Below are 18,568 nucleotides of genomic sequence, written 5' to 3'. Positions count from 1 at the left end.
GCACGTTGCGCCGCGCTCCGGCGCGGGAGGACAATGACCCCGAAGTCGCGATGGCGCGATCGGTCTCTCGGGGGGAGGCGATGGTCGGCGAGCGTGGTCACCCGGTCGACGAGGAGCGTTTCCGGCGCCTCGAACGCGACTACAGCGACGCCACCGAGCAGCTCGTGGCGATGAACGAGGTGCTCACCGCGCTCGGCCGGTCCTCGTCCGATCCCGACGCCGTGCTCGAGAGCGTCGTCGAGAGCGCCCGGCGGCTGTGCCGCTGCGAGGCCGCCGCGGCCTATCTCATCGACGGCGACCACTTCGTGCTCGCGACCTCGGTCGGCTTCTCGAAGGAGTTCGTGAGCCGGATCGGCGAGCAGCCGTTCACCATCGACCGCGGGACGCTGCTCGGCCGGGTCACGGTCGACCGGCAGATCACGCAGATCCCCGACGTGCTCGACGACCCGGAGTACGGCCGCCAGGACGTGCAGCGCATCGAGGGGTTCCGCACGACGATGGCGGCGCCGATGCTCCTCGACGACGAAGTGGTCGGCGCACTCTCGCTCGTGCGGACCGAGGTGGATCCGTTCGACGAGCGCGAGATCGGCCTGCTCGAGGCGTTCGCGGCACAGGCGGCGATCGTCGTCCGCAACGTCCACCTCGTGCGGGAGCTCGAGCAGCGGGGCACGGAGCTCGCCCGCCGGGTGCAGCAGCTCGAGGCGCTCAGCGACGTGGGCGCGGTGGTCAGCTCGAGCCTCGTGCTCGACGAGGTGCTCCAGAACATCATCATGAACGCGGTGCGCTTCTCGGGATGCGACGGCGGCTCGATCATGGAGTACGTCGAGGAGGAGCGCTGCTTCTCGGTGCGGAGCGCCTACGCCTCGAGCACCGAACTGCTCCGGAAGCTGCGCGGCATCCGCGTGGAGCTCGAGACGACGCTCGTGGGCCGGGCCGCCATGGAGGGCCATCCGATCGCGGTCGAAGACCTCGACGCGGTCGAGCAGCTCGATCCCCACCTGAAGCTCCTGCACGACGACGGATGGCGCTCCATGCTGGCCGTGCCCGTCCTGCGCGGCGATCGCATCATCGGCGCCCTCGTGGTCCGCCGGAAGCGTCCCGGCACGTTCTCCGAGGAGACCATCGAGTTCCTCGAGACGTTCGCGAGCCAGTCCGCGCTCGCGGTCTGGAACGCGCAGCTGTTCCGCGAGCTGGAGACGAAGACCGCCGAACTGCAGGTGGTCAGCCAGCACAAGTCCGAGTTCCTCGCGAGCATGTCCCACGAGCTGCGAACGCCGCTGAATGCGGTCATCGGCTTCTCCGAGGTCCTCCTCGAGCGGATGTTCGGCGACCTCAACGATCGCCAGGACGAGTACCTGCGCGACATCCTGAGCTCGGGCCGCCACCTGCTGCAGCTGCTCAACGACATCCTCGACCTGTCCAAGGTCGAGGCGGGCCGGATGGAGCTGTCGACCTCGCACTTCTCGGTGCGATCCGTGATGGAGTACGGCATCGCGATGGTCCGGGAACGGGCCGGCCTCCACGGCATCACGGTGACGCTCGAGGTCGATCCCGCCATCGATGGCATCGAGTCCGACGAGTTGCGCATCAAGCAGGTCCTCGTGAACCTGCTGAGCAACGCGGTCAAGTTCACGCCGGACGGCGGTCATGTCGACGTCGCAGCCCGACGGGACGGCGACGAGCTCGCCGTGACGGTGACCGACGACGGTCCCGGGATCGCGCCGGACGACCGGGAGCGCATCTTCGAGTCGTTCCAGCAGGGTCGCCGCGGCCCGCAGCGCGAGGAGGGCACCGGCCTCGGGCTGACGCTGTGCCGTCGCATCGTGGCGCTGCTGGGCGGCCGCATGTGGCTCGAGTCCGAGGTGGGCGCCGGCAGCACGTTCGGCTTCACGGTGCCGATGCGCCACCCCGTGCCCCGTTCCCTCGCGGCGCAGGACGGCGACGGCCGGCACCTGCCGGTCATCGTGGTCGTGGACGACGACCGCGCGTCGCTCGACCTCATCACCGCCTACCTCGACGGCCTCGGCGTCCGGGTGGTGCGCGGCCGTGACGGCAGCGAGGGCATCGAGCTGGTCCGGGCGCACGAGCCGGCGGCAGTCATCCTCGATATCCGCCTGCCGGGCATGGACGGCTGGAGCGTCCTCACGGCGTTGCGGGCCGACGAGGCGACGCGGGACATCCCGGTCGTCATCGTCTCGATCCTCGACGAACGCTCGCGCGGGCTCGCGCACGGGGCAGCCGACTACCTCGTCAAGCCCGTCGGCCGTGACGACCTGGTGGGGGCGCTCCGCCGGGTGGGTGCCGTCGACGCGGCGGTGGATGATGCGGCATCGCCGCCGCGCGGAGGAGGGACGGGCTGATGTCGGGTCGCCGCATCCTCGTCGTCGAGGACAACCCGCTGAACCTGAAGCTCGTGCGCGACGTGCTCACCGCGTTCGGCTACGACATCGTCGAGGCGCAGACCGGCGAGGACGGCGTTCGCCTCGCGGGCGAGTGCGGTCCCGACCTCGTGCTGATGGACCTCCAGCTGCCCGGTATCGACGGCTACGAGGCACTGCGACGGATCCGGCAGGACGCACGGGTCGACGGCGTCCCCGTCGTCGCCGTCACGGCGTTCGCGATGCGGGAGGATCGCGAACGCGCCGCCGCCGCCGGATTCGACGGGTACCTCAGCAAGCCCATCAGCGTGCGTGACCTGCCCGCGCAGGTCGACGCGTTCCTCGGCGACGGACGCCACGATGGCCGATGACGAGATCACCGTCCTCGCGGTCGACGACCTGCCGCAGAACCTGCGGTTGCTCGACGCGGTGCTGAGCCCGCGCGGGTACCGGGTCCTGACGGCGGCATCCGGCGAGGCGGCGCTCGAGATGCTGCCGACCGCCGGCGCCGACCTCGTGCTGCTCGACGTGGTGATGCCCGGGATCGACGGCTACGAGGTGTGCCGGCGCATCCGGCGGACGCCGGGACTCGAGTTCCTCCCGGTCGTGATGATCACCGCGAGCGGCGACCAGGAGAAGCTCCACGCCATCGAGGCCGGAGCGGACGACTTCGTGACCAAGCCGTTCGACCAGGGCGAACTTCTCGCACGCGTCGCGAACCTCGCCCGCATCAAGCGCTACCAGGACACGATCGAGCGCCAGGCCGTCGAGCTCGCGGAATGGAACGGTGAGCTCGAGGCGCGGGTCGCGGCCCAGGTGGACGAGCTCGAGCGCGTGAACCGGCTGCGGCGGTTCCTGCCGCCCCAGCTCGTCGACCTGGTCATCGACACCGGCGAGGACGAGTCCTTCCTCGGCAGCCACCGCCGCGAGATCGTGGTCGTCTTCTGCGACCTGCGGGGGTTCACGGCCTTCGCCGAGTCCAGCGAGCCCGAGGAGGTGATGGGCGTGCTCGGGGAGTACCACGCGGCGCTGGGCGAGCTCATCGATCGGTTCGAGGGCACGCTCGAGCGCTTCACGGGCGACGGCCTCATGGTGTTCTTCAACGACCCCGTCCCGTGCGAGGACCCGGCGGCGCGTGCGGTGGAGATGGCGGTCGCGATGCGCGATCGCGTCGAGGAGCTGGCCGAGGGCTGGAGCCGGCGCGGCAGCGACCTGGGGTTCGGCGTCGGCGTCGCGCAGGGCTACGCCACGCTCGGCCGCATCGGGTTCGAGGGCCGGTCGGACTACGCCGCGATCGGGAGCGTGACGAACCTCGCGGCGCGCCTGTGCGCGGTCGCTGCGCCGAGCCAGATCCTCGTCGCGCAACGCGTGTTCGGCGCGACCGACGGCATCGCGGTCGGCGAGCCGGTCGGCGATCTCGAGCTGAAGGGCTTCAGCAGGCCCGTGCGCGCCTACTCCGTCACCGGCCTCGCGCCGGCGCACGAGACATCCGGAGAGGTCGAGTGATGAACGAATCGAACCTGCTCGCCGCGCTCGACGACGAGGCCCGCTTCCACCGGTTCGAGGACCTGCAGCTGCGCATGCCCGCCGTCTGGGACGCCATGGGCCACGACCTCGACGACGAGTCGGTCGTGGTCGTGCCATCCGTGCCCCCGGTGCGGCTGACGCCCGGCAGCGGCAGCCTGGGCCAGGCGTACGAGGAGCGCTTCCTGTTCCTGCTGCTGCTGCTGCGCCAGCCGAAGATGCGGATGATCTACGTCACCTCGACGACGATCGACCCGAGCATCATCGAGTACTACCTCGCGCTGCTGCCCGGTGTCATCCCGAGCCACGCACGGCGACGACTGCACCTCATCTCGGTCGGCGACCTCTCGCCACGAGCGCTCAGCGAGAAGCTCCTCGCCCGGCCCAAGCTCATCGCCGAGATCGCCGCGTTGATCCCGAACCGGGCGCACTCGCACCTGATCCCGTACAGCACCACGAGGCTCGAGCGCGATCTGGCCCTGACGCTGGGGATCCCCATGTACGGGTCCGATCCGCGGCTCGCCTGGCTCGGCAGCAAGACCGGCTGCCGGCGGCTGTTCGGCGAGGTAGGGGTGCCGCATCCGCTCGGCGCCGAGGACCTGCACGGCATCGACGAGGTCGCGACGGCGATCGAGTCGCTGATGGAGCAGCGTCCGGGCCTCCGCCAGGTGATCGTGAAGCTCAACGAGGGCGTCTCGGGCTCGGGCAACGCGCTCGTCGAGCTCGACGGCGTCGCGGATGTGCCCCCACTCGACCGTCGGGTGGAGATCGAGGACCGCGTGCGGGCCATGCGCATGGAGGACCCCGAGGCCGGCTTCGACGCATACTCGGCCCGGCTCGCGTCCGACGGCGGCATCGTCGAGGAGCGGATCGTCGGCGAGGAGATCCTGAGCCCGAGCGTGCAGCTGCGCGTGCTGCCCGCCGGCACGGTGGAACTGCTGTCGACGCACGACCAGCTGCTCGGCGGCGCGAGCGGCCAGAGCTACCTCGGCTGCGTGTTCCCGGCAGACCCGGCGTACGCGGAACTCATCAGCGAGCCGGCCATGGCCATCGGCGAGCGGCTCGCGGCGGAAGGCGTGCTCGGCCGGTTCGCGGTCGACTTCGTCGTGGTCCGGGATGCCGCGGGCGACTGGTCGGCGTACGCGATCGAGCTCAACCTGCGCAAGGGCGGCACGACGCATCCGTTCCTCACCCTGCAGTTCCTCACCGACGGGCGGTACAACGCCGCCGAGGGGCGGTTCCTGACCCCGAGCGGTGACGAGAAGCACCTCGTCGCGACCGACCACCTCGAGTCGCCCGAGCTGCGCTCGCTCTCGATCGGGGACCTGTTCGACGCGGTCGCCCTGCAGGGGCTGCACTACGACCATTCGCGGCAGACCGGCATCGTGTTCCACATGATCAGCTCGATCACCGAGCACGGCCGGGTCGGCATGACCGCCGTCGGCGACACGGCCGAGGAGGCGATGGAACTCTACGAGGGCGCACGCCGCATCCTGCTCGACGACGCACGGGCCGCGGGCAGGGCGGCGCCGCTTCCCGAGCCGGCCGGGGCGAACGACCAGGCACCGCGCGGGCCGCGCCGGACCGACCTCCACCGCGGACTGTAGGCCGGCGGCCGCTCGACGAGCCGACCGGCCCGGCTGCGGCTACGCGATGCGGTCCGCTGCCGTCATCGCTGACCCGCCGCCGGCGGCCGGTTCTCCGCCGCCGGCGTGTTCAGCCAGGGGAGCTCCCTGCCGCGCAGGCCCGGCGGTATGAACTCGTCCTGCGGACCCGTGTCGGGCACGGTCGCGTCGTTCGACAGGGACTGCAGCGGCGTCTGGAGCGTGTTCGGGCCGATCGGCGCGAACAGGCCGGCGATCGCATTCGCGACGCTCGCCGAGATCACGGCCTCCGACCCGGCGAGCATCACCGTGTCCGGATCGCCCCGCACGATCTCCTCGGCCACGCCCGGCGTGAGCGTGGCGCCCGTGATGAGCAACACGCCGCCCTCCGCTGCGACCACGGGACCGGCGGCGAGGCCATCAGGGAAGTTCAGGCCCGTTGCGACGGCGGCGACGTTCACGGCCCCGGCAGCAGCGAGGTCGTGGGCGATCGCCGCCGCCGTGTCATAGCGATCGGCGCCGCCGAGGCGGACGACCTGGGGCGAGTACGCGGCGATCGCCGTTCGGACGGCCTCCGAGATCACGCCGGCCGATCCGACGACGACGACGCGCTGGGGATTGAGCCGATCGAGCTCGGAACGCGTGGACGGCGGGAGCGCGGTCTGCGCCGTGAGCAGGACGGGACCACCGAGCTGCGCCGCCGCGGCGCTCGCGGCGAGGGCATCCGGGAAGTCCGCGGCCGTTGCCACATACGCCACCGGAACCCCAGGGGAGAACGCCCTCGTCGAGATGTTCGCCGCGGTCGCGTAGCGATCGGTCCCCGACGCGCGTATCGCGGTCACGCCGGCCGCCTTCGAGGCCGCCGCCATCACGGCATCCGACACGACGGACGGTCCGCCCGCCACGACCACTTTCGCGGGCCGCAGCCGCGCCAGTTCATCGAGCACCGACTGCGGGAGCGTCGTCCCGGGCACGAGGAGCACGGGTCCTTCACCGCGGGTGGCTGCGCCCGCGGCGAGCGCGTCGGGGAAGGCGGCACCCGTTGCGAGGTACGCCACCGGGACTCCGGTGTCTGGGAACCCCCTCTTCGAGAGCGCCACGGCCGTCGCGTAGCGGTCGGCTCCCCAGACGCGTTCCGTGCCGGCCGCGAGCTGCGCGCCGCTGAACCGCGAGAGGAGGTTCGTCGTCATGGTGCGCACCGGCTGCTGGGCGGCGACGTATCCGCCCATCAGCCCCGAGGTGTAGTTCAGCGTCCCGGCCGAGAACACGTGGGCCGATGACGGCGCCTGGTACAGCGTGGCCTCGTGGAGACCACGTCCGCCGTTGCGTGCCGTGAACGGCGATTGGGCGAGCACCGCCTGCGTCGTGCCCGCCAGAAGCGCCGGTCCCGGGAACTCGGTGTGCCGGCGGTCGGCCTCGATCCCGACGAGGCCGGGGATCGCCGAGCCGTTGCCCAGCCCGGTGCCGCGGTACATCCAGTGATTCGCGGTCCGCACCACCCATGGCGCGGGAGATCCGACGAGGCCGAGGCCGTCGGTGAGGGGCCACATCTGCCCGATGACCGGTTGCTCGGGCCGCGGGATGTCGCGGAACCGGACCGTGCTCGTCGCCCCCTTCACCGGATCGAGTGAGGCGCTGCGGTAGCAGACGATGATGCGGTTCGGCGTGCCGGATGCGGATGGCTCGACCCGGACCTGCCAGTACATGTTGTTGCCGCCGAAGTAGGCGAGGTCCACGCCGGCGTCGCGAGCGGCCTCGGCCGCCGTGAACATCTCGCCGCTCCAGTACTCGTCGTGCCCCACCGAGATCATGCCCTGCTGTCCCGACAACAGGCCGGGATCACGGTGCAGGTCCAAGTTGGTTGCGTAGACGACGTCGAAGCCGCGCGATTCCGCATAGCGGATCATGGGCGCTTCCTCGTTCATCAGCAGCGAGGCGCCCGAGTTGGGGTAGGGCCGGTCGAAGCTGACCTTCACCGCCTGCCGATCCCCGGAGACGGTCGTCGCGCCGAAGGAGTTGTACGTGTAGAGGCTCTTGCCGGTCGTGCCGTTGTCGGGGAAGTTGTTGTACGCCTGGTAGTTGAACGTGGGCTGGACGTGCACGAGCTTGCCCGAGGCGTCGTCGTCGCGCACCACGAAGGACGCGTACGTCTGCTTGAGGCCGCGCGTGACCACCACGGCGTACACGCCGCTGGTCCAGTCCGCGCCCGTCTGGATGGTGACGGACCGCGGCCACGGGCAGGTCACCGTTCCGTTGGGCATCGCGGTCTGGCACGCCGGGGCGGGCGACGCGGTGAACGTGCCGCCGGTGACGCGGCGACCGCCGAGACCCTGGTACCAGCCGAGCCGGTAGACGTCGTAGGTCGTCGAGCCCGCCGACGCGACGTGCACGTGGAGGCCGACCGCCTGGCCCTGGTCGACGCTCACCTCGGACGCGTAGGCCTTCACCGCCAGGTCGCGGTCGGTCGCGAGCGAGCGCCCAGGCCAAGGGATCTGCCACCCGGTCGTACCCGGACGGCGGTTCTCCTGCACGATCGCATTCACGGCAGGCGGCTCGGCAGCGGCCGCCGTGTGGGCGACCGTCGCGGGAACCGCTGCCGCCGGCGCGGTGTCGACGAGCGCCGCACCTCCGAGCCCGGCGACCGCGATCACGGCAGCCGCGATCGATGCGATGACAGCCCTCATCGGCCACTCCCCTGCGACATGGTCCTGCGACCTCCTACCGCGCGATGATAACCCGCGGTTCGCCGCTCACGCGGCCTGCTCCACCCGAACTGGGGGCGACCTCAGCCCCGGCCCGTGAACGCCGGCGCGCGCTTCTCCTGGAAGGCGGCGAAGCCCTCGCGATAGTCGTCGGTGTCGCAGAGCGCGGCCTGGGCGCGGTTCTCGTCGGTCATCGACGACCAGAGGCCCAGGCGGTGGTCGCGCAGGTCGGCGACGAGCCGCTTCGAGGCGATGAACGCCTGGGTCGGGCCGGATGCCGCGGTGCGGGCCGCCGCGCGCGCGGCCTCGAGCACCTCGTCGGCGGGCAGCACCTGCGAGAAGAGTCCGGCGGCGACCGCCTCGGTGCCCGACATGAGCCGTCCCGTGACGATGAGGTCCATGGCGCGGTGGGCCCCGAGCCGCTCGTAGAACAGCGCGTGCCCGCCCGAGTCGAGCGTGGCGCCGAGGTTCTTGAACGGCGAGCCGATCTTCGCGGTGTCGGCGACGTAGACGATGTCGGACGCGATGAGCAGGCCGAGCCCGACGCCCAGGCATGCGCCATGCGCGACGGCGAACGTGGGTGCGGGGAACCGCGACATCCGCTTCAGAAGCGGCTCGACCAGGCCGCCGAGGTAGCCCTGCACGTCGTCGTCGCGCGGGTCGACGCCGGCGATGTCGCGGCCGGCGCAGAACGCGCGACCCTCGCCGCGCAGCACGAGCGCGCGGACGCCCGCGAGCTCGGCCCGCTCGTACGCGTCGCCGAGTTCGGCGATCGCCGACTCGTCGAGGGCGTTGAGCTTCTCGGGTGCGTCGAGCACCACCTCGGCCACGCCGTCCTGGATCTCGAGCTGGATCATGCGGCGCTCCTTCGCGCGGTGAGGGTCATACGTCGTAGTCCACCACGACCCGGTCGGACGTGGGGTGCGACTGGCAGGTGAGCACGTATCCGCGCTCGAGCTCGTCGGGCTCCAGCGCGTAGTTCTCGGTCATGTTCACGCTGCCCTCGATCACGCGGGCGCGGCAGGTGCCGCACACGCCGCCCGCGCACGCGAACGGCACGTCGCCGCGAACGCGCAGCGCCGCGTTGAGGATCGACTCGTTCGCGCTGACCGGGCTCTCGACGCTGGAGGAGTTGCCGTCGAGGGTGAACTCGATGTCGAACGTCGCCTCGCCGCGCTCGACGACCACGGGCCGTCCGTGACGGGGTTCGGTCGCGCGGTCGGCGTCGGTCGTGAAGAGCTCGTACCGAACGCGACCGGATGGCACGCCGCGCGCCTCGAGCGTGTCGCGTGCGAGCTGCACCAGCTCGAACGGCCCGCACAGGAACCACTCGTCGACCGTCGACGGCGGGATGAGCGCGTCGAGCATGCGCTCGAGCTTCTCGGCGTCGATGCGGCCCGAGAGCAGGGGCGCCGTGCGCTGCTCGCGCGAGAGCACGTGGTGCAGCGCGAGGCGCGACGGATACCGGTCCTTGAGCTCGGCGAGCTCCTCGAGGAACATCACGTCGCGCGTCGACCGGTTCGTGTAGACCAGCGTGAACCGCGCGTCGTCGGAGCGCGCGAGCACGGTGTGCGCGAGCGCCATGAGCGGCGTGATGCCGGAGCCCGCGGCGATGCCGACGACGTGCTTGCCGTCGAGCGAGTCCAGGCCCGAGGTGAACGTGCCCTGCGGGCTCATCACGTCGATGCGGTCGCCCGCGGCGAGCTCGGAGTTCGCCCACGTCGAGAATTGCCCGCCGAGGTCGCGCTTGATCGCGACCGACACGCTGCCGCGCACGGGCGGGCGGCAGATCGAGTAGGAGCGGCGCAGCTCGTGCCCGTCGATCTCGCGGCGGAGGGCGACGTACTGGCCGGGCAGGTAGGTGTAGTCGTCGGCGAGCTCGTCGGGCACGGCGAACGTGACCTCGACCGAGTCATCCGTCAGCGGGCGCACCTCGTCGACCTCGAGCCGGTGGAACCGGGCGCGACGGCGCTTCGGGGCCGTGCCGCCGCCGACCGCGCTCTGGAGGAACGCGTCGGCGATCGCGGCATCCGTCGTCAGCGTGCCCGCGGCGCTGCGGGCGGGGGCTCCGCTGGAGCCCAGGTTGATCGCGGCCATCAGAGCACCTTGAAGTAGTCGAAGGGCTCGAGGCAGTCGAGGCACTCGTAGAGCGCCTTGCACGACGTCGAGCCGAAGCGGGCGAGTTCGCGGGTGTTCAGCGAGTCGCAGCGCGGGCACTTGACCGCCATCTTCAGGCGGATCGGCCCTCCGTCGCGCACGGGCGCGTGGCCCGACGGCGCCTGGATGCCGTACGTGCGGAGCTTCTCCTTGCCGGACTCGCTCATCCAGTCGGTGGTCCACGCGGGCGCGAGCACCATCTTCACGTCGACGCGGTCGTACCCGGCGTGCGTGAGGGCGAGCACGACGTCGTCGCGCATGGCGTCCATCGCGGGGCAGCCGCTGTACGTCGGCGTGAGCTCGACGTGCACGGACCCGCCGTCGTCGACGGCGACCGAGCGCAGCACGCCCAGGTCCTCGATGGTGAGCACCGGCACCTCGGGGTCGGTCACGGTCGCCGCGACGTCCCACGCCGCGCGTGCGGCCGGGTCGCTCGGCACGGGGCGGGCGACGGATGCCTCGATCGCGCCGGTCACCAGGACGCTCCCGGGTGGGCGCGGGCGAGCACCTGCATCTCGGCGAGGATCGGGCCGAGGTGCTCGGTGTGCTCCCCGTCGCGACCGCGCCCGCCGACCACGAACGCGAGCCGGCCCTCGGGCCGAGACAGGTCGGCCTCGGCGAACACCTCGTCGATCACGGCGTCGAACGCCTCGCGCAGCGACGACGGCAGCGGCGCGACGCCCTGCTCGGCCAGCCTCGACGCGAGCGCGTCGTCGCGGAAGAGCTCGTCGACGTACGGCCAGGTCTGCTCGACCGCGCGGATCATGCGGCGGCGCGACTCGTCGGTGCCGCCGGCGAGGCGCAGCGTCCACTGGATCGCGTGGTCGCGATGGTAGTCGACCTCCTTCGACGCCTTCGCCGCGATCGCCGCAATCGTGGCATCGGACGACTCCTCGAGCCCGCGGTAGAGCTCGAGCAGGTAGGTCGCGACGAACAGCTGCCGCGCGATCGTGTGCGCGAAGTCGCCGTTGGGCTGCTCGAAGATCCACGCGTTGCGGAACTCGGGCTCGTCGCGGTAATACGCGAGGTCGTCCTCGGAGCGGCCGTCGCGCGTGCCGGCGTAGTGCAGCAGCGACCGCGCGTGGCCGAGCAGGTCGAGCGCGATGTTCGCGAGCGCGACGTCCTCCTCGAGCTCGGGCGCCCGGCTGATCCAGTCGCCGAGGCGCTGGCTGAGCACGAGCGCGTCGTCGCCGAGGCGCAGCGCGAACTCCGCGACGTCGTCGGATGCCACGTGGCCGGCCGTCGCCTCGGAGCCGGCGAGCTCCTCGGCGAGCGCGACGCGGTCGACGGTGACGTCGCCGTGGTGGTCTTCCTGAGGCGTACCGAGATCGCTCACAGGTGCTTCACCCCTTCGGACTTCGTGTAGTACACCGCGTGCCGGTAGTTCTTGCCGGCGGGGCTCTCGAAGAACGCGCCCTTCGCATCGGGGTCGCTCGTGGTGACCGCATCGGCGGGCACGACCCAGATCGACACGCCCTCGTTGCGGCGCGTGTAGAGGTCGCGCGCGTTGCGCACGGCCATGTCGGCGTCGGGCGCGTGCAGCGAGCCGACGTGCACGTGGCTCAGGCCTCGGTTGGCCCGTACGAAGACCTCCCAGAGGGGCCAGGCCTCGGTCCCCATCTCACCCGGAGTCGACATCACGCCACCGCCTTCTGCTTCAGTGCCTGCTTGCGGGCGTACTCGGCGGCGGCCTCGCGCACCCACGCGCCGTCTTCATGCGCCTCGCGGCGACGACGCAGTCGCTCGGCGTTGGCCGGCCCGCGACCCGCGAGCACCTCGTGGAACTCGGTCCAGTCGATCTCGCTCATGTCGTAGCGCTGCTCGGCCTCGTTCCACTTCAGGTTCGGGTCGGGCAGGGTGACGCCCATGACCTCGGCCTGCGGCACGAGCATGCCGACGAAGCGCTGGCGCAGCTCGTCGTTCGAGAAGCGCTTGATGTTCCACGCCATCGACTGCGCCGAGTTCGGCGACTGGTCGTCGGGCGGGCCGAACATCATGAGCGAGGGCCAGTACCAGCGATCGACGGCCTCCTGGGCCATCCGCCGCTGCGCCTCGGTGCCCTGCATGAGCTCGAGGAGGATCTCGAAGCCCTGGCGCTGGTGGAACGACTCCTCCTTGCAGATGCGGATCATCGCGCGGCCGTACGGACCGTAGGAGGCGCGGCAGAGCGGCACCTGGTTGCAGATCGCGGCGCCGTCGACGAGCCATCCGATCGCGCCCATGTCGGCCCAGGTGGGCGTCGTGTAGTTGAAGATCGACGAGTACTTGGCCTTGCCCTCGATCAGCTGCTGCGTCATCTCGTCACGCCCGATGCCGAGGGTCTGCGCGGCCGAGTAGAGGTAGAGGCCGTGGCCCGCCTCATCCTGCACCTTGGCCATGAGGATGGCCTTGCGCTTGAGGCTCGGCGCGCGCGAGATCCAGTTGGACTCGGGCTGCATGCCGATGATCTCGGAGTGCGCGTGCTGGCTGATCTGCCGGATCAGCGTCTTGCGGTACGCGTCGGGCATCCAGTCGCGCGGCTCGATGCGCGAATCCTGGGCGATGAGGTCGTCGAAACGGGCCTCGGCGGCCTCGTCGCGGCGTTCATCGATGCTGGCGACGCTCAGGTCGGCGGGTGCGGTCATCGTCGACTCCAATGCTCTCGGGACCGGGCGGTGACGGATGTCGCGACATCCGCATTACCAACCGATCGTTCAGTTAGTATAGGCTCTTGTCAAGCGTCGCGGCAACGAGGGTCCGCGGCGATCCCCCGCACTCGATGAGGAGCAGCGCATGACGGATGTCGCGACCGGACGCCACGACGCGGCCGAGCCGGCAGGCGACACGACCGATGCCGAGGCATCCGCCCGCCTGAACCGCTCCATGATGCAGCGCGACCTCGCCTCGGCGATGCTCGGCATCGTCGTCGAACGCGACGACCCCGGGCACGCCGTCGTCTCGATGCGCGTGCGCGAGGACATGACGAACGGCTTCGCCATCACCCACGGCGGGCTCGTGTTCACGCTGGCCGACACGGCCTTCGCGATCGCCTGCAACGAGGACCACCGCGTCACCGTCGCGGCGGGCGCCGACATCACCTTCCTGAAGTCCACGGTCGCCGGGCAGACGCTCACCGCGACCGCCGTGCGCCGCGCCCGCAGCGGCCGCACGGGCCTCTACGACGTGACGGTCGTCGACGAGCAGGGCGACGCCGTCGCCGAGTTCCGCGGCCGCTCCATCTCCACCAACCGCACGTTCTGACCACACCGGGAGCCACCGTGTCGCCGACGACCATTCCCAGCACCACGGCCGCCGAGTCCGCCGTCCGCCCCACCGTCTCGGGCATCGAGCCCGCCGCGGCCGCCGAGCTCGATCCCGAGGAGCGCATGTCGCGCGCCGAGATCGAGGCGCTCCAGCTCGAACGCCTGCAGTGGGCCGTGCGGCACGCGTACGAGAACGTGCCGCTCTACCGCACCAAGTTCGACGAGCACGGCGTGCACCCCGACGACATCCAGGCCCTGGCGGATGTCGCGAAGCTGCCGTTCACGACCAAGGCCGACCTGCGCGAGACCTACCCGTTCGGCATGTTCGCCGTGCCGATGGACCGGGTCGCGCGCATCCACGCCTCATCGGGCACCACCGGTCGCCCGACCGTCGTCGGCTACACGCACGACGACCTCGATCGCTGGGCGTCGCTCATCGCCCGCTCGCTGCGCGCGAGCGGCGTGCGCCCCGGCATGAAGGTGCACAACGCATACGGCTACGGCCTCTTCACGGGCGGCCTCGGCGCGCACGCCGGCATCGAGAAGCTCGGCGCGACCGTCATCCCGATGTCGGGCGGGCAGACCGCGCGCCAGGTGCAGCTCATCCGCGACTTCGAGCCCGACGCGATCATGTGCACGCCGAGCTACCTGCTCACGATCGCCGATGCGATGGAGGAGGCGGGCATCGACCCGCGCTCGACCTCGCTCAAGGTCGCGATCCTCGGCGCCGAGCCGTGGACGAACGAGATGCGCCGCCGCATCGAGGACAAGCTCGGCATCGACGCGGTCGACATCTACGGCCTGTCCGAGGTGATGGGGCCGGGCGTCGGCAACGAGTGCGTCGAGACCAAGGACGGCCCGCACCTCTGGGAGGACCACTTCCTGCCCGAGATCATCGACGGTGAGACGGGCGAGCGACTGCCCGACGGCGAGCAGGGCGAGCTCGTCTTCACGACGCTGACCAAGGAAGCGTTCCCGGTCATCCGCTACCGCACGCGCGACCTCACGCGCCTGCTGCCCGGCACGGCGCGCCCCGGCATGCGCCGCATGGAGAAGATCACCGGCCGCAACGACGACATGATCATCCTCCGCGGCGTGAACCTCTTCCCCACGCAGATCGAGGAACTCGTGCTCGAGATCGAGCACCTCACGCCGCACTTCATCATCGAGCTCACGCGCACCGGGCACATGGACGACATGACCGTGCGCATCGAGCGGCACCCCGACCTGCCCGTCGACGCGTGCCAGGCCGCGACGGTCGTGCTCGCCGGCAAGATCAAGCAGTTCATCGGCTCGTCGGTGCGCGTGCAGCTCGAGGAGCCGGGCGCGTTGCCCCGCAGCGAGGGCAAGTACAAGCGGGTCTACGACCTGCGCGAGCCGCACTGACGCGGCCGGCGGCGCGAATGCGAGACTGAACGGGATGTCGGAGAACGGGAACGGATCGCAGCGCCGCGGGCGCCCAGGGTACGACCAGCAGGGGATCCTGAGGGTCGCCGTGGCCGCGTTCAACGAGTTCGGCTATGACGCGACCTCCATGGGCGTGCTCGCCGACCGGCTCGGCCTGTCGAAGTCGGCGATCTACCATCACTTCGCGTCGAAGGACGAGATCCTCGACCGCGCGCTCGACCATGCGCTGAGCTCGCTCGAGGGCGTCTTCGACGAAGCCGACGCAGCGGGCGGCAGCGCGGCCGACCGGCTCGACCACGTGCTGCGGGGCGCGGTGCACGTGCTCGTCGCCGAGCTGCCGTACGTCACGCTGCTGCTGCGCGTGCGCGGCAACACCGAGGTCGAGCGGCGCGCACTCGCCCGTCGGCGCGCGTTCGACACCCGGGTGACCGACCTGGTGTCGGCCGCCCAGTCGGAGGGCACGCTCCGCAGCGACATCGACGTGCGCATCGTCGAGCGCCTGCTGTTCGGCATGATCAACTCGATCGTCGAGTGGTATCGGCCCGGCGGGCGAGAGGATGCCGCGCGGCTGGCCGACGACGTGATCGCGGTCGCGCTCGACGGGCTGCGCGTGCCGTCGCGCTCGCGCGTCTGAGTCGCCGTACCCCCCGGCCGTCCGCGCGCGCACGCCGGACGCACGCGCGCAACCCCCTCGCGGCGCCCGTCGCTGGGGATAGCGTGAGTACACGGAACACGACCGACCGCGGGAGGTGAGTCACGTGGGCGAGGCGTTCGACAACGCCATGGGCGAGCTCGCCGCACTCGACCCGACCGAGAGCGACCTGACCCGCCCGGTCCTGCGCGCGGTGCCGTTGTCGGGCGCGTCGGTGTCGACGCTCGGCGGGCTCCTTGCGCAGGAGACCGTGTCCGCGAGCGATGCGCAGGCGGGCCGGCTCGACGAGCTGCAGTTCGACCTCGGCGAGGGCCCGTGCTGGGACGCCGTGTCCACTGGACAGCCGGTCATCGAACCCGACGTGCAGCGCCATCCGAGCCGGGTGTGGCCGGGATTCTCGGAGGCCCTCCGCGACGAACCGATCGGCGCGCTCTTCGCGTTCCCCCTGTCGGTCGGCACGCTGCGCTTCGGCGCGCTCGACCTGTACGATCGCGAGCCGTCGACGCTCACCGACACGCAGGCGGCTCGGATCGACGCCATGACCGCGCTCATCAGCCGGCACGTCCTGCGCCGCGCCATCCGGCTGGCACGCGACGTCGATGCCGCCCCCGAGCGCAGCGGTCATTCGCGTCGCGCTGTGCACCAGGCGACCGGGTTCGTCATCGCGCAACTCGGGCTGGCGCCCGACGACGCCCACCTGCTCATCCAGGGGCAGGCACTGGCCCAGGGCCAGTCGATGGCCGAGGTCGCCGAGGACATCATCGCCCGACGTCTCACGTTCGTACGCAATGCCGACCGCATCGAGGCGGAGCGGTGACGGACTCCTCGCGCCAGGAACGCCTCCTCGACCTGTTCGCATCGCTCGCCGACACGCTCGTCGCGGATTACGACGTCGTCGAGCTGCTCCAGACGCTCGTGGAGAGCTGCCAGGACCTCCTGGACGTCGCCGCCGCGGGACTGCTGCTCGCCGACGAGGACGGTCAGCTCGAGGTGATCGCCTCCACCGACGAGGAGAGCCTCCTGATCGAGACGATCCAGCTCTCCGCGGAGGCCGGACCCTGCATCGACAGCTTCCTCACGGCCTCGGTGATCTCGGTTCCCGACATCGCCGCCGCACCGACGCACTGGAGACGTTTCAAGGCCGCCGCGCTCGAAGGCGGATTCGCATCCACCTACGCCATCCCGATGCGCCTGCGCGACATCACGATCGGATCGCTCAACCTGCTTCGGACGCAGCTCGGCGAGCTGAACCGGCCGGATATGCGGGCGGCGCAGGCGCTGGCCGATGTCGCGACGATCGGCATCCTGCACCAACGATCGATGCGTGCGAGCGATACGACCCGCCAGCAGCTGCAACGGGCGCTCAACTCCCGCGTGACCATCGAGCAGGCGAAGGGCGTGCTCGCCCACGTGCACGGCATGAGCCCCGACGAGGCGTTCGCCCTGTTGCGCGGGTATGCGCGCAATCAGCGCTTGCCGCTGAGCACCGTCGCCGACCGCGTGGTGCGGCTCGAGCTGCTCTTCTGAGGCGCCGGCTCTCAGAGGTCGTCGAGCGAGTCGAACCGGTGCGCGCCTGCTCGGGATCCGTCCCCGTCCGGGTGTGGAGCGGTGACGCCGCCGTGTCCGATGTCGGCCGCGCGCTCTCGGAGCCGTTCCGCCGCGCGACGCTGCTCGAGGTCGGCGTCGACTCCACGTCCGTCCGGCGAGGTTTCGGACGCGAGGGGCATGGCGGCACCGATGATCAGGCGCACCACCCCACGCGACCCGTCGGCACGTCGCATCGGCACGTCGACGACCTCGACCGTGGCGCGGCGGGAGAGTCTCGCCGAATATTCCAACAGCGCGTTCGCGGTCGCATCCGCGATGAGGTATTCCGCTCCGGCGTACCGGATCACCTGTGCCATCCAATCCCCTCGGACATCCCGTCGATGGATGGTCCCGGGGTCTGGGGGGCCGGATTCCATGGTAACGCGCGGTTCGCTCACCGGACAGTCGGACGGGGCTGCCCTACCCCGACCGGATCCAGGCGCACGCGGCATCCGCGACCGAGTACGACGTCATCGTGCTCCAGGGCGGCCTCAACGACGCCGGCTACGCCTACGTCGCCGCCCGCTTCGCCGCAGCCATCGAGGCATTCCGCCGCTGAGGTGCAGAATGTCCCCGAGGGGGACGCCATGATCGAGATCCTGCAGGACCTGCCGCACGGAGTGATCGGATTCCGCGCCGTGGGCACCGTGAGCGCCGACGACTACCGGGAGGTGCTCGACCCCGCGATCGACGCGGCCGCGGCCGTCGGGAGCGTCGACCTCGTGCTCGTCATCGACGACGAGTTCGACCACTACTCGCTGGGGGCGATGATCGAGGACGCGAAGTTCCTCGGACGGCCGCTCTCTGTGTGGCATCGGGCCGCACTCGTCACCGATCGCGACGTGCTCACCGGACTCGCCGTCGCCTTCGGCGGTCTCGTGCCCGGCGAGTTCCGCGTCTTCCCGCTCGCACGCCGCGGCGACGCGATCGCCTGGGCCGCCGACGGCCGCTCTGCCGGCTGATCCCGCGCTACGGGCAGGTCGGGCAGGGCTCTGCGCGAAGGATGCCGCCGGCCGGGCGAACGGCTGGCTCACGCACTGCCGCACCGCTCCGACGGCCGAATCGCAGCCACGCGGAGGTCGGCCGGGGTGCCGCGGTCTCCGCGCGACGCTCCGCGGCGACGCGCCGCCGTTCGAGCTCGATCGTCAGCCGCTCGTCGTGCGCCGCGTGGAGGTGCGGGAAGCTGAACTCCGAGATCTGCATCATGTCCATCTCCTCAGGTGGTGTGCATCCAACCTCGTCCCTGAGGTGGATGGCGGGCATCGGACGGATGCCGTATTCCTCCGCGTGCGGCGGGCGCGGGGAATGAGGTGCC

General features: G+C 71.0%; 19 protein-coding genes. 10 read left to right on the top strand and 9 right to left on the bottom strand.

The window, feature by feature from the left end:
- Positions 1-80 precede the first annotated feature (80 nt).
- The 4 genes from ACFQ58_RS04365 to ACFQ58_RS04350 are packed head-to-tail and all read left to right on the top strand — an operon-like array spanning position 81 to position 5,509.
- A complete protein-coding gene (locus tag ACFQ58_RS04365; RefSeq protein WP_376949826.1) occupies positions 81-2,360 on the top strand; it encodes a GAF domain-containing protein in 2,280 nt (759 codons plus the stop codon).
- A complete protein-coding gene (locus tag ACFQ58_RS04360; protein WP_376949825.1) occupies positions 2,360-2,749 on the top strand; it encodes a response regulator in 390 nt (129 codons plus the stop codon). Before ACFQ58_RS04365 ends, ACFQ58_RS04360 begins: the two co-directional genes overlap by 1 nt.
- Positions 2,739-3,884: an adenylate/guanylate cyclase domain-containing protein gene (locus ACFQ58_RS04355; protein ID WP_376949824.1), complete on the top strand. Its 1,146-nt coding sequence runs from the start codon at positions 2,739-2,741 to the stop codon at positions 3,882-3,884. The genes ACFQ58_RS04360 and ACFQ58_RS04355 overlap by 11 nt, the downstream gene beginning before the upstream one ends.
- On the top strand, positions 3,884-5,509 hold the full coding sequence (locus ACFQ58_RS04350; protein ID WP_376949823.1) for a peptide ligase PGM1-related protein: 1,626 nt from the start codon (positions 3,884-3,886) through the stop codon (positions 5,507-5,509). The genes ACFQ58_RS04355 and ACFQ58_RS04350 overlap by 1 nt, the downstream gene beginning before the upstream one ends.
- A gap of 62 nt (positions 5,510-5,571) precedes the next feature.
- Here ACFQ58_RS04350 and ACFQ58_RS04345 read toward each other — a convergent pair whose 3' ends face one another.
- The 7 genes from ACFQ58_RS04345 to paaA form a co-directional block, all read right to left on the bottom strand.
- Positions 5,572-8,190, bottom strand: coding sequence for a N,N-dimethylformamidase beta subunit family domain-containing protein (locus ACFQ58_RS04345; RefSeq protein WP_376949822.1), 2,619 nt, complete (start codon positions 8,188-8,190; stop codon positions 5,572-5,574).
- A gap of 101 nt (positions 8,191-8,291) precedes the next feature.
- Positions 8,292-9,065 carry an enoyl-CoA hydratase/isomerase family protein gene (locus ACFQ58_RS04340; RefSeq protein WP_376949821.1) on the bottom strand — a complete coding sequence of 258 codons (774 nt, stop codon included), beginning with the start codon at positions 9,063-9,065 and terminating at the stop codon, positions 8,292-8,294.
- A 25-nt stretch (positions 9,066-9,090) separates the two neighbouring features.
- Positions 9,091-10,305: a 1,2-phenylacetyl-CoA epoxidase subunit PaaE gene (paaE, locus tag ACFQ58_RS04335; protein ID WP_376949820.1), complete on the bottom strand. Its 1,215-nt coding sequence runs from the start codon at positions 10,303-10,305 to the stop codon at positions 9,091-9,093.
- The gene (gene paaD / locus ACFQ58_RS04330; protein ID WP_376949819.1) at positions 10,305-10,841 is read right to left on the bottom strand and encodes a 1,2-phenylacetyl-CoA epoxidase subunit PaaD; all 537 of its coding nucleotides are present in this window, start codon (positions 10,839-10,841) and stop codon (positions 10,305-10,307) included. Before paaD ends, paaE begins: the two co-directional genes overlap by 1 nt.
- Positions 10,838-11,701, bottom strand: coding sequence for a 1,2-phenylacetyl-CoA epoxidase subunit PaaC (paaC, locus tag ACFQ58_RS04325; RefSeq protein ID WP_376949818.1), 864 nt, complete (start codon positions 11,699-11,701; stop codon positions 10,838-10,840). Before paaC ends, paaD begins: the two co-directional genes overlap by 4 nt.
- Positions 11,698-12,003, bottom strand: coding sequence for a 1,2-phenylacetyl-CoA epoxidase subunit PaaB (gene paaB / locus ACFQ58_RS04320; protein WP_092674907.1), 306 nt, complete (start codon positions 12,001-12,003; stop codon positions 11,698-11,700). The genes paaC and paaB overlap by 4 nt, the downstream gene beginning before the upstream one ends.
- Complete coding sequence (paaA, locus tag ACFQ58_RS04315; protein ID WP_376949817.1) at positions 12,003-12,989, bottom strand: 1,2-phenylacetyl-CoA epoxidase subunit PaaA; 987 nt, start codon at positions 12,987-12,989, stop codon at positions 12,003-12,005. The genes paaB and paaA overlap by 1 nt, the downstream gene beginning before the upstream one ends.
- 148 nt (positions 12,990-13,137) lie before the next feature.
- Between paaA and paaI the strand changes: the two genes are divergently transcribed.
- From paaI to ACFQ58_RS04290, 5 genes are all read left to right on the top strand, one after another.
- The gene (gene paaI, locus ACFQ58_RS04310; protein ID WP_376949816.1) at positions 13,138-13,605 is read left to right on the top strand and encodes a hydroxyphenylacetyl-CoA thioesterase PaaI; all 468 of its coding nucleotides are present in this window, start codon (positions 13,138-13,140) and stop codon (positions 13,603-13,605) included.
- Positions 13,606-13,730: 125 nt separating this feature from the next.
- Positions 13,731-14,993, top strand: coding sequence for a phenylacetate--CoA ligase PaaK (gene paaK / locus ACFQ58_RS04305; RefSeq protein WP_376950332.1), 1,263 nt, complete (start codon positions 13,731-13,733; stop codon positions 14,991-14,993).
- Between the two features lie 34 nt (positions 14,994-15,027).
- Complete coding sequence (locus ACFQ58_RS04300) at positions 15,028-15,648, top strand: TetR/AcrR family transcriptional regulator (RefSeq protein ID WP_376949815.1); 621 nt, start codon at positions 15,028-15,030, stop codon at positions 15,646-15,648.
- Positions 15,649-15,772: 124 nt separating this feature from the next.
- Positions 15,773-16,483, top strand: a complete 711-nt coding sequence (locus ACFQ58_RS04295; protein ID WP_376949814.1) for a GAF and ANTAR domain-containing protein — start codon at positions 15,773-15,775, stop codon at positions 16,481-16,483.
- Entirely contained in the window at positions 16,480-17,193 is a 714-nt protein-coding gene (locus ACFQ58_RS04290; RefSeq protein ID WP_376949813.1) for an ANTAR domain-containing protein, read from the top strand. Before ACFQ58_RS04295 ends, ACFQ58_RS04290 begins: the two co-directional genes overlap by 4 nt.
- 11 nt (positions 17,194-17,204) lie before the next feature.
- Here the strand turns inward: ACFQ58_RS04290 and ACFQ58_RS04285 are convergent, their stop codons facing one another.
- Complete coding sequence (locus ACFQ58_RS04285; protein WP_376949812.1) at positions 17,205-17,570, bottom strand: hypothetical protein; 366 nt, start codon at positions 17,568-17,570, stop codon at positions 17,205-17,207.
- 270 nt (positions 17,571-17,840) lie between these two features.
- On the opposite strand from ACFQ58_RS04285, the gene ACFQ58_RS04280 reads away from it, so the two are divergent.
- On the top strand, positions 17,841-18,215 hold the full coding sequence (locus ACFQ58_RS04280) for an STAS/SEC14 domain-containing protein (RefSeq protein WP_376949811.1): 375 nt from the start codon (positions 17,841-17,843) through the stop codon (positions 18,213-18,215).
- Between the two features lie 7 nt (positions 18,216-18,222).
- Here the strand turns inward: ACFQ58_RS04280 and ACFQ58_RS04275 are convergent, their stop codons facing one another.
- The gene (locus tag ACFQ58_RS04275) at positions 18,223-18,459 is read right to left on the bottom strand and encodes a hypothetical protein (RefSeq protein WP_376949810.1); all 237 of its coding nucleotides are present in this window, start codon (positions 18,457-18,459) and stop codon (positions 18,223-18,225) included.
- Between the last annotated feature and the right edge of the window lie 109 nt (positions 18,460-18,568).

Source organism: Agromyces sp. NPDC056523 (genome assembly GCF_042794545.1).
Classification (GTDB): domain Bacteria; phylum Actinomycetota; class Actinomycetes; order Actinomycetales; family Microbacteriaceae; genus Agromyces.
This window is presented reverse-complemented; position numbering and strand designations above follow the sequence as displayed.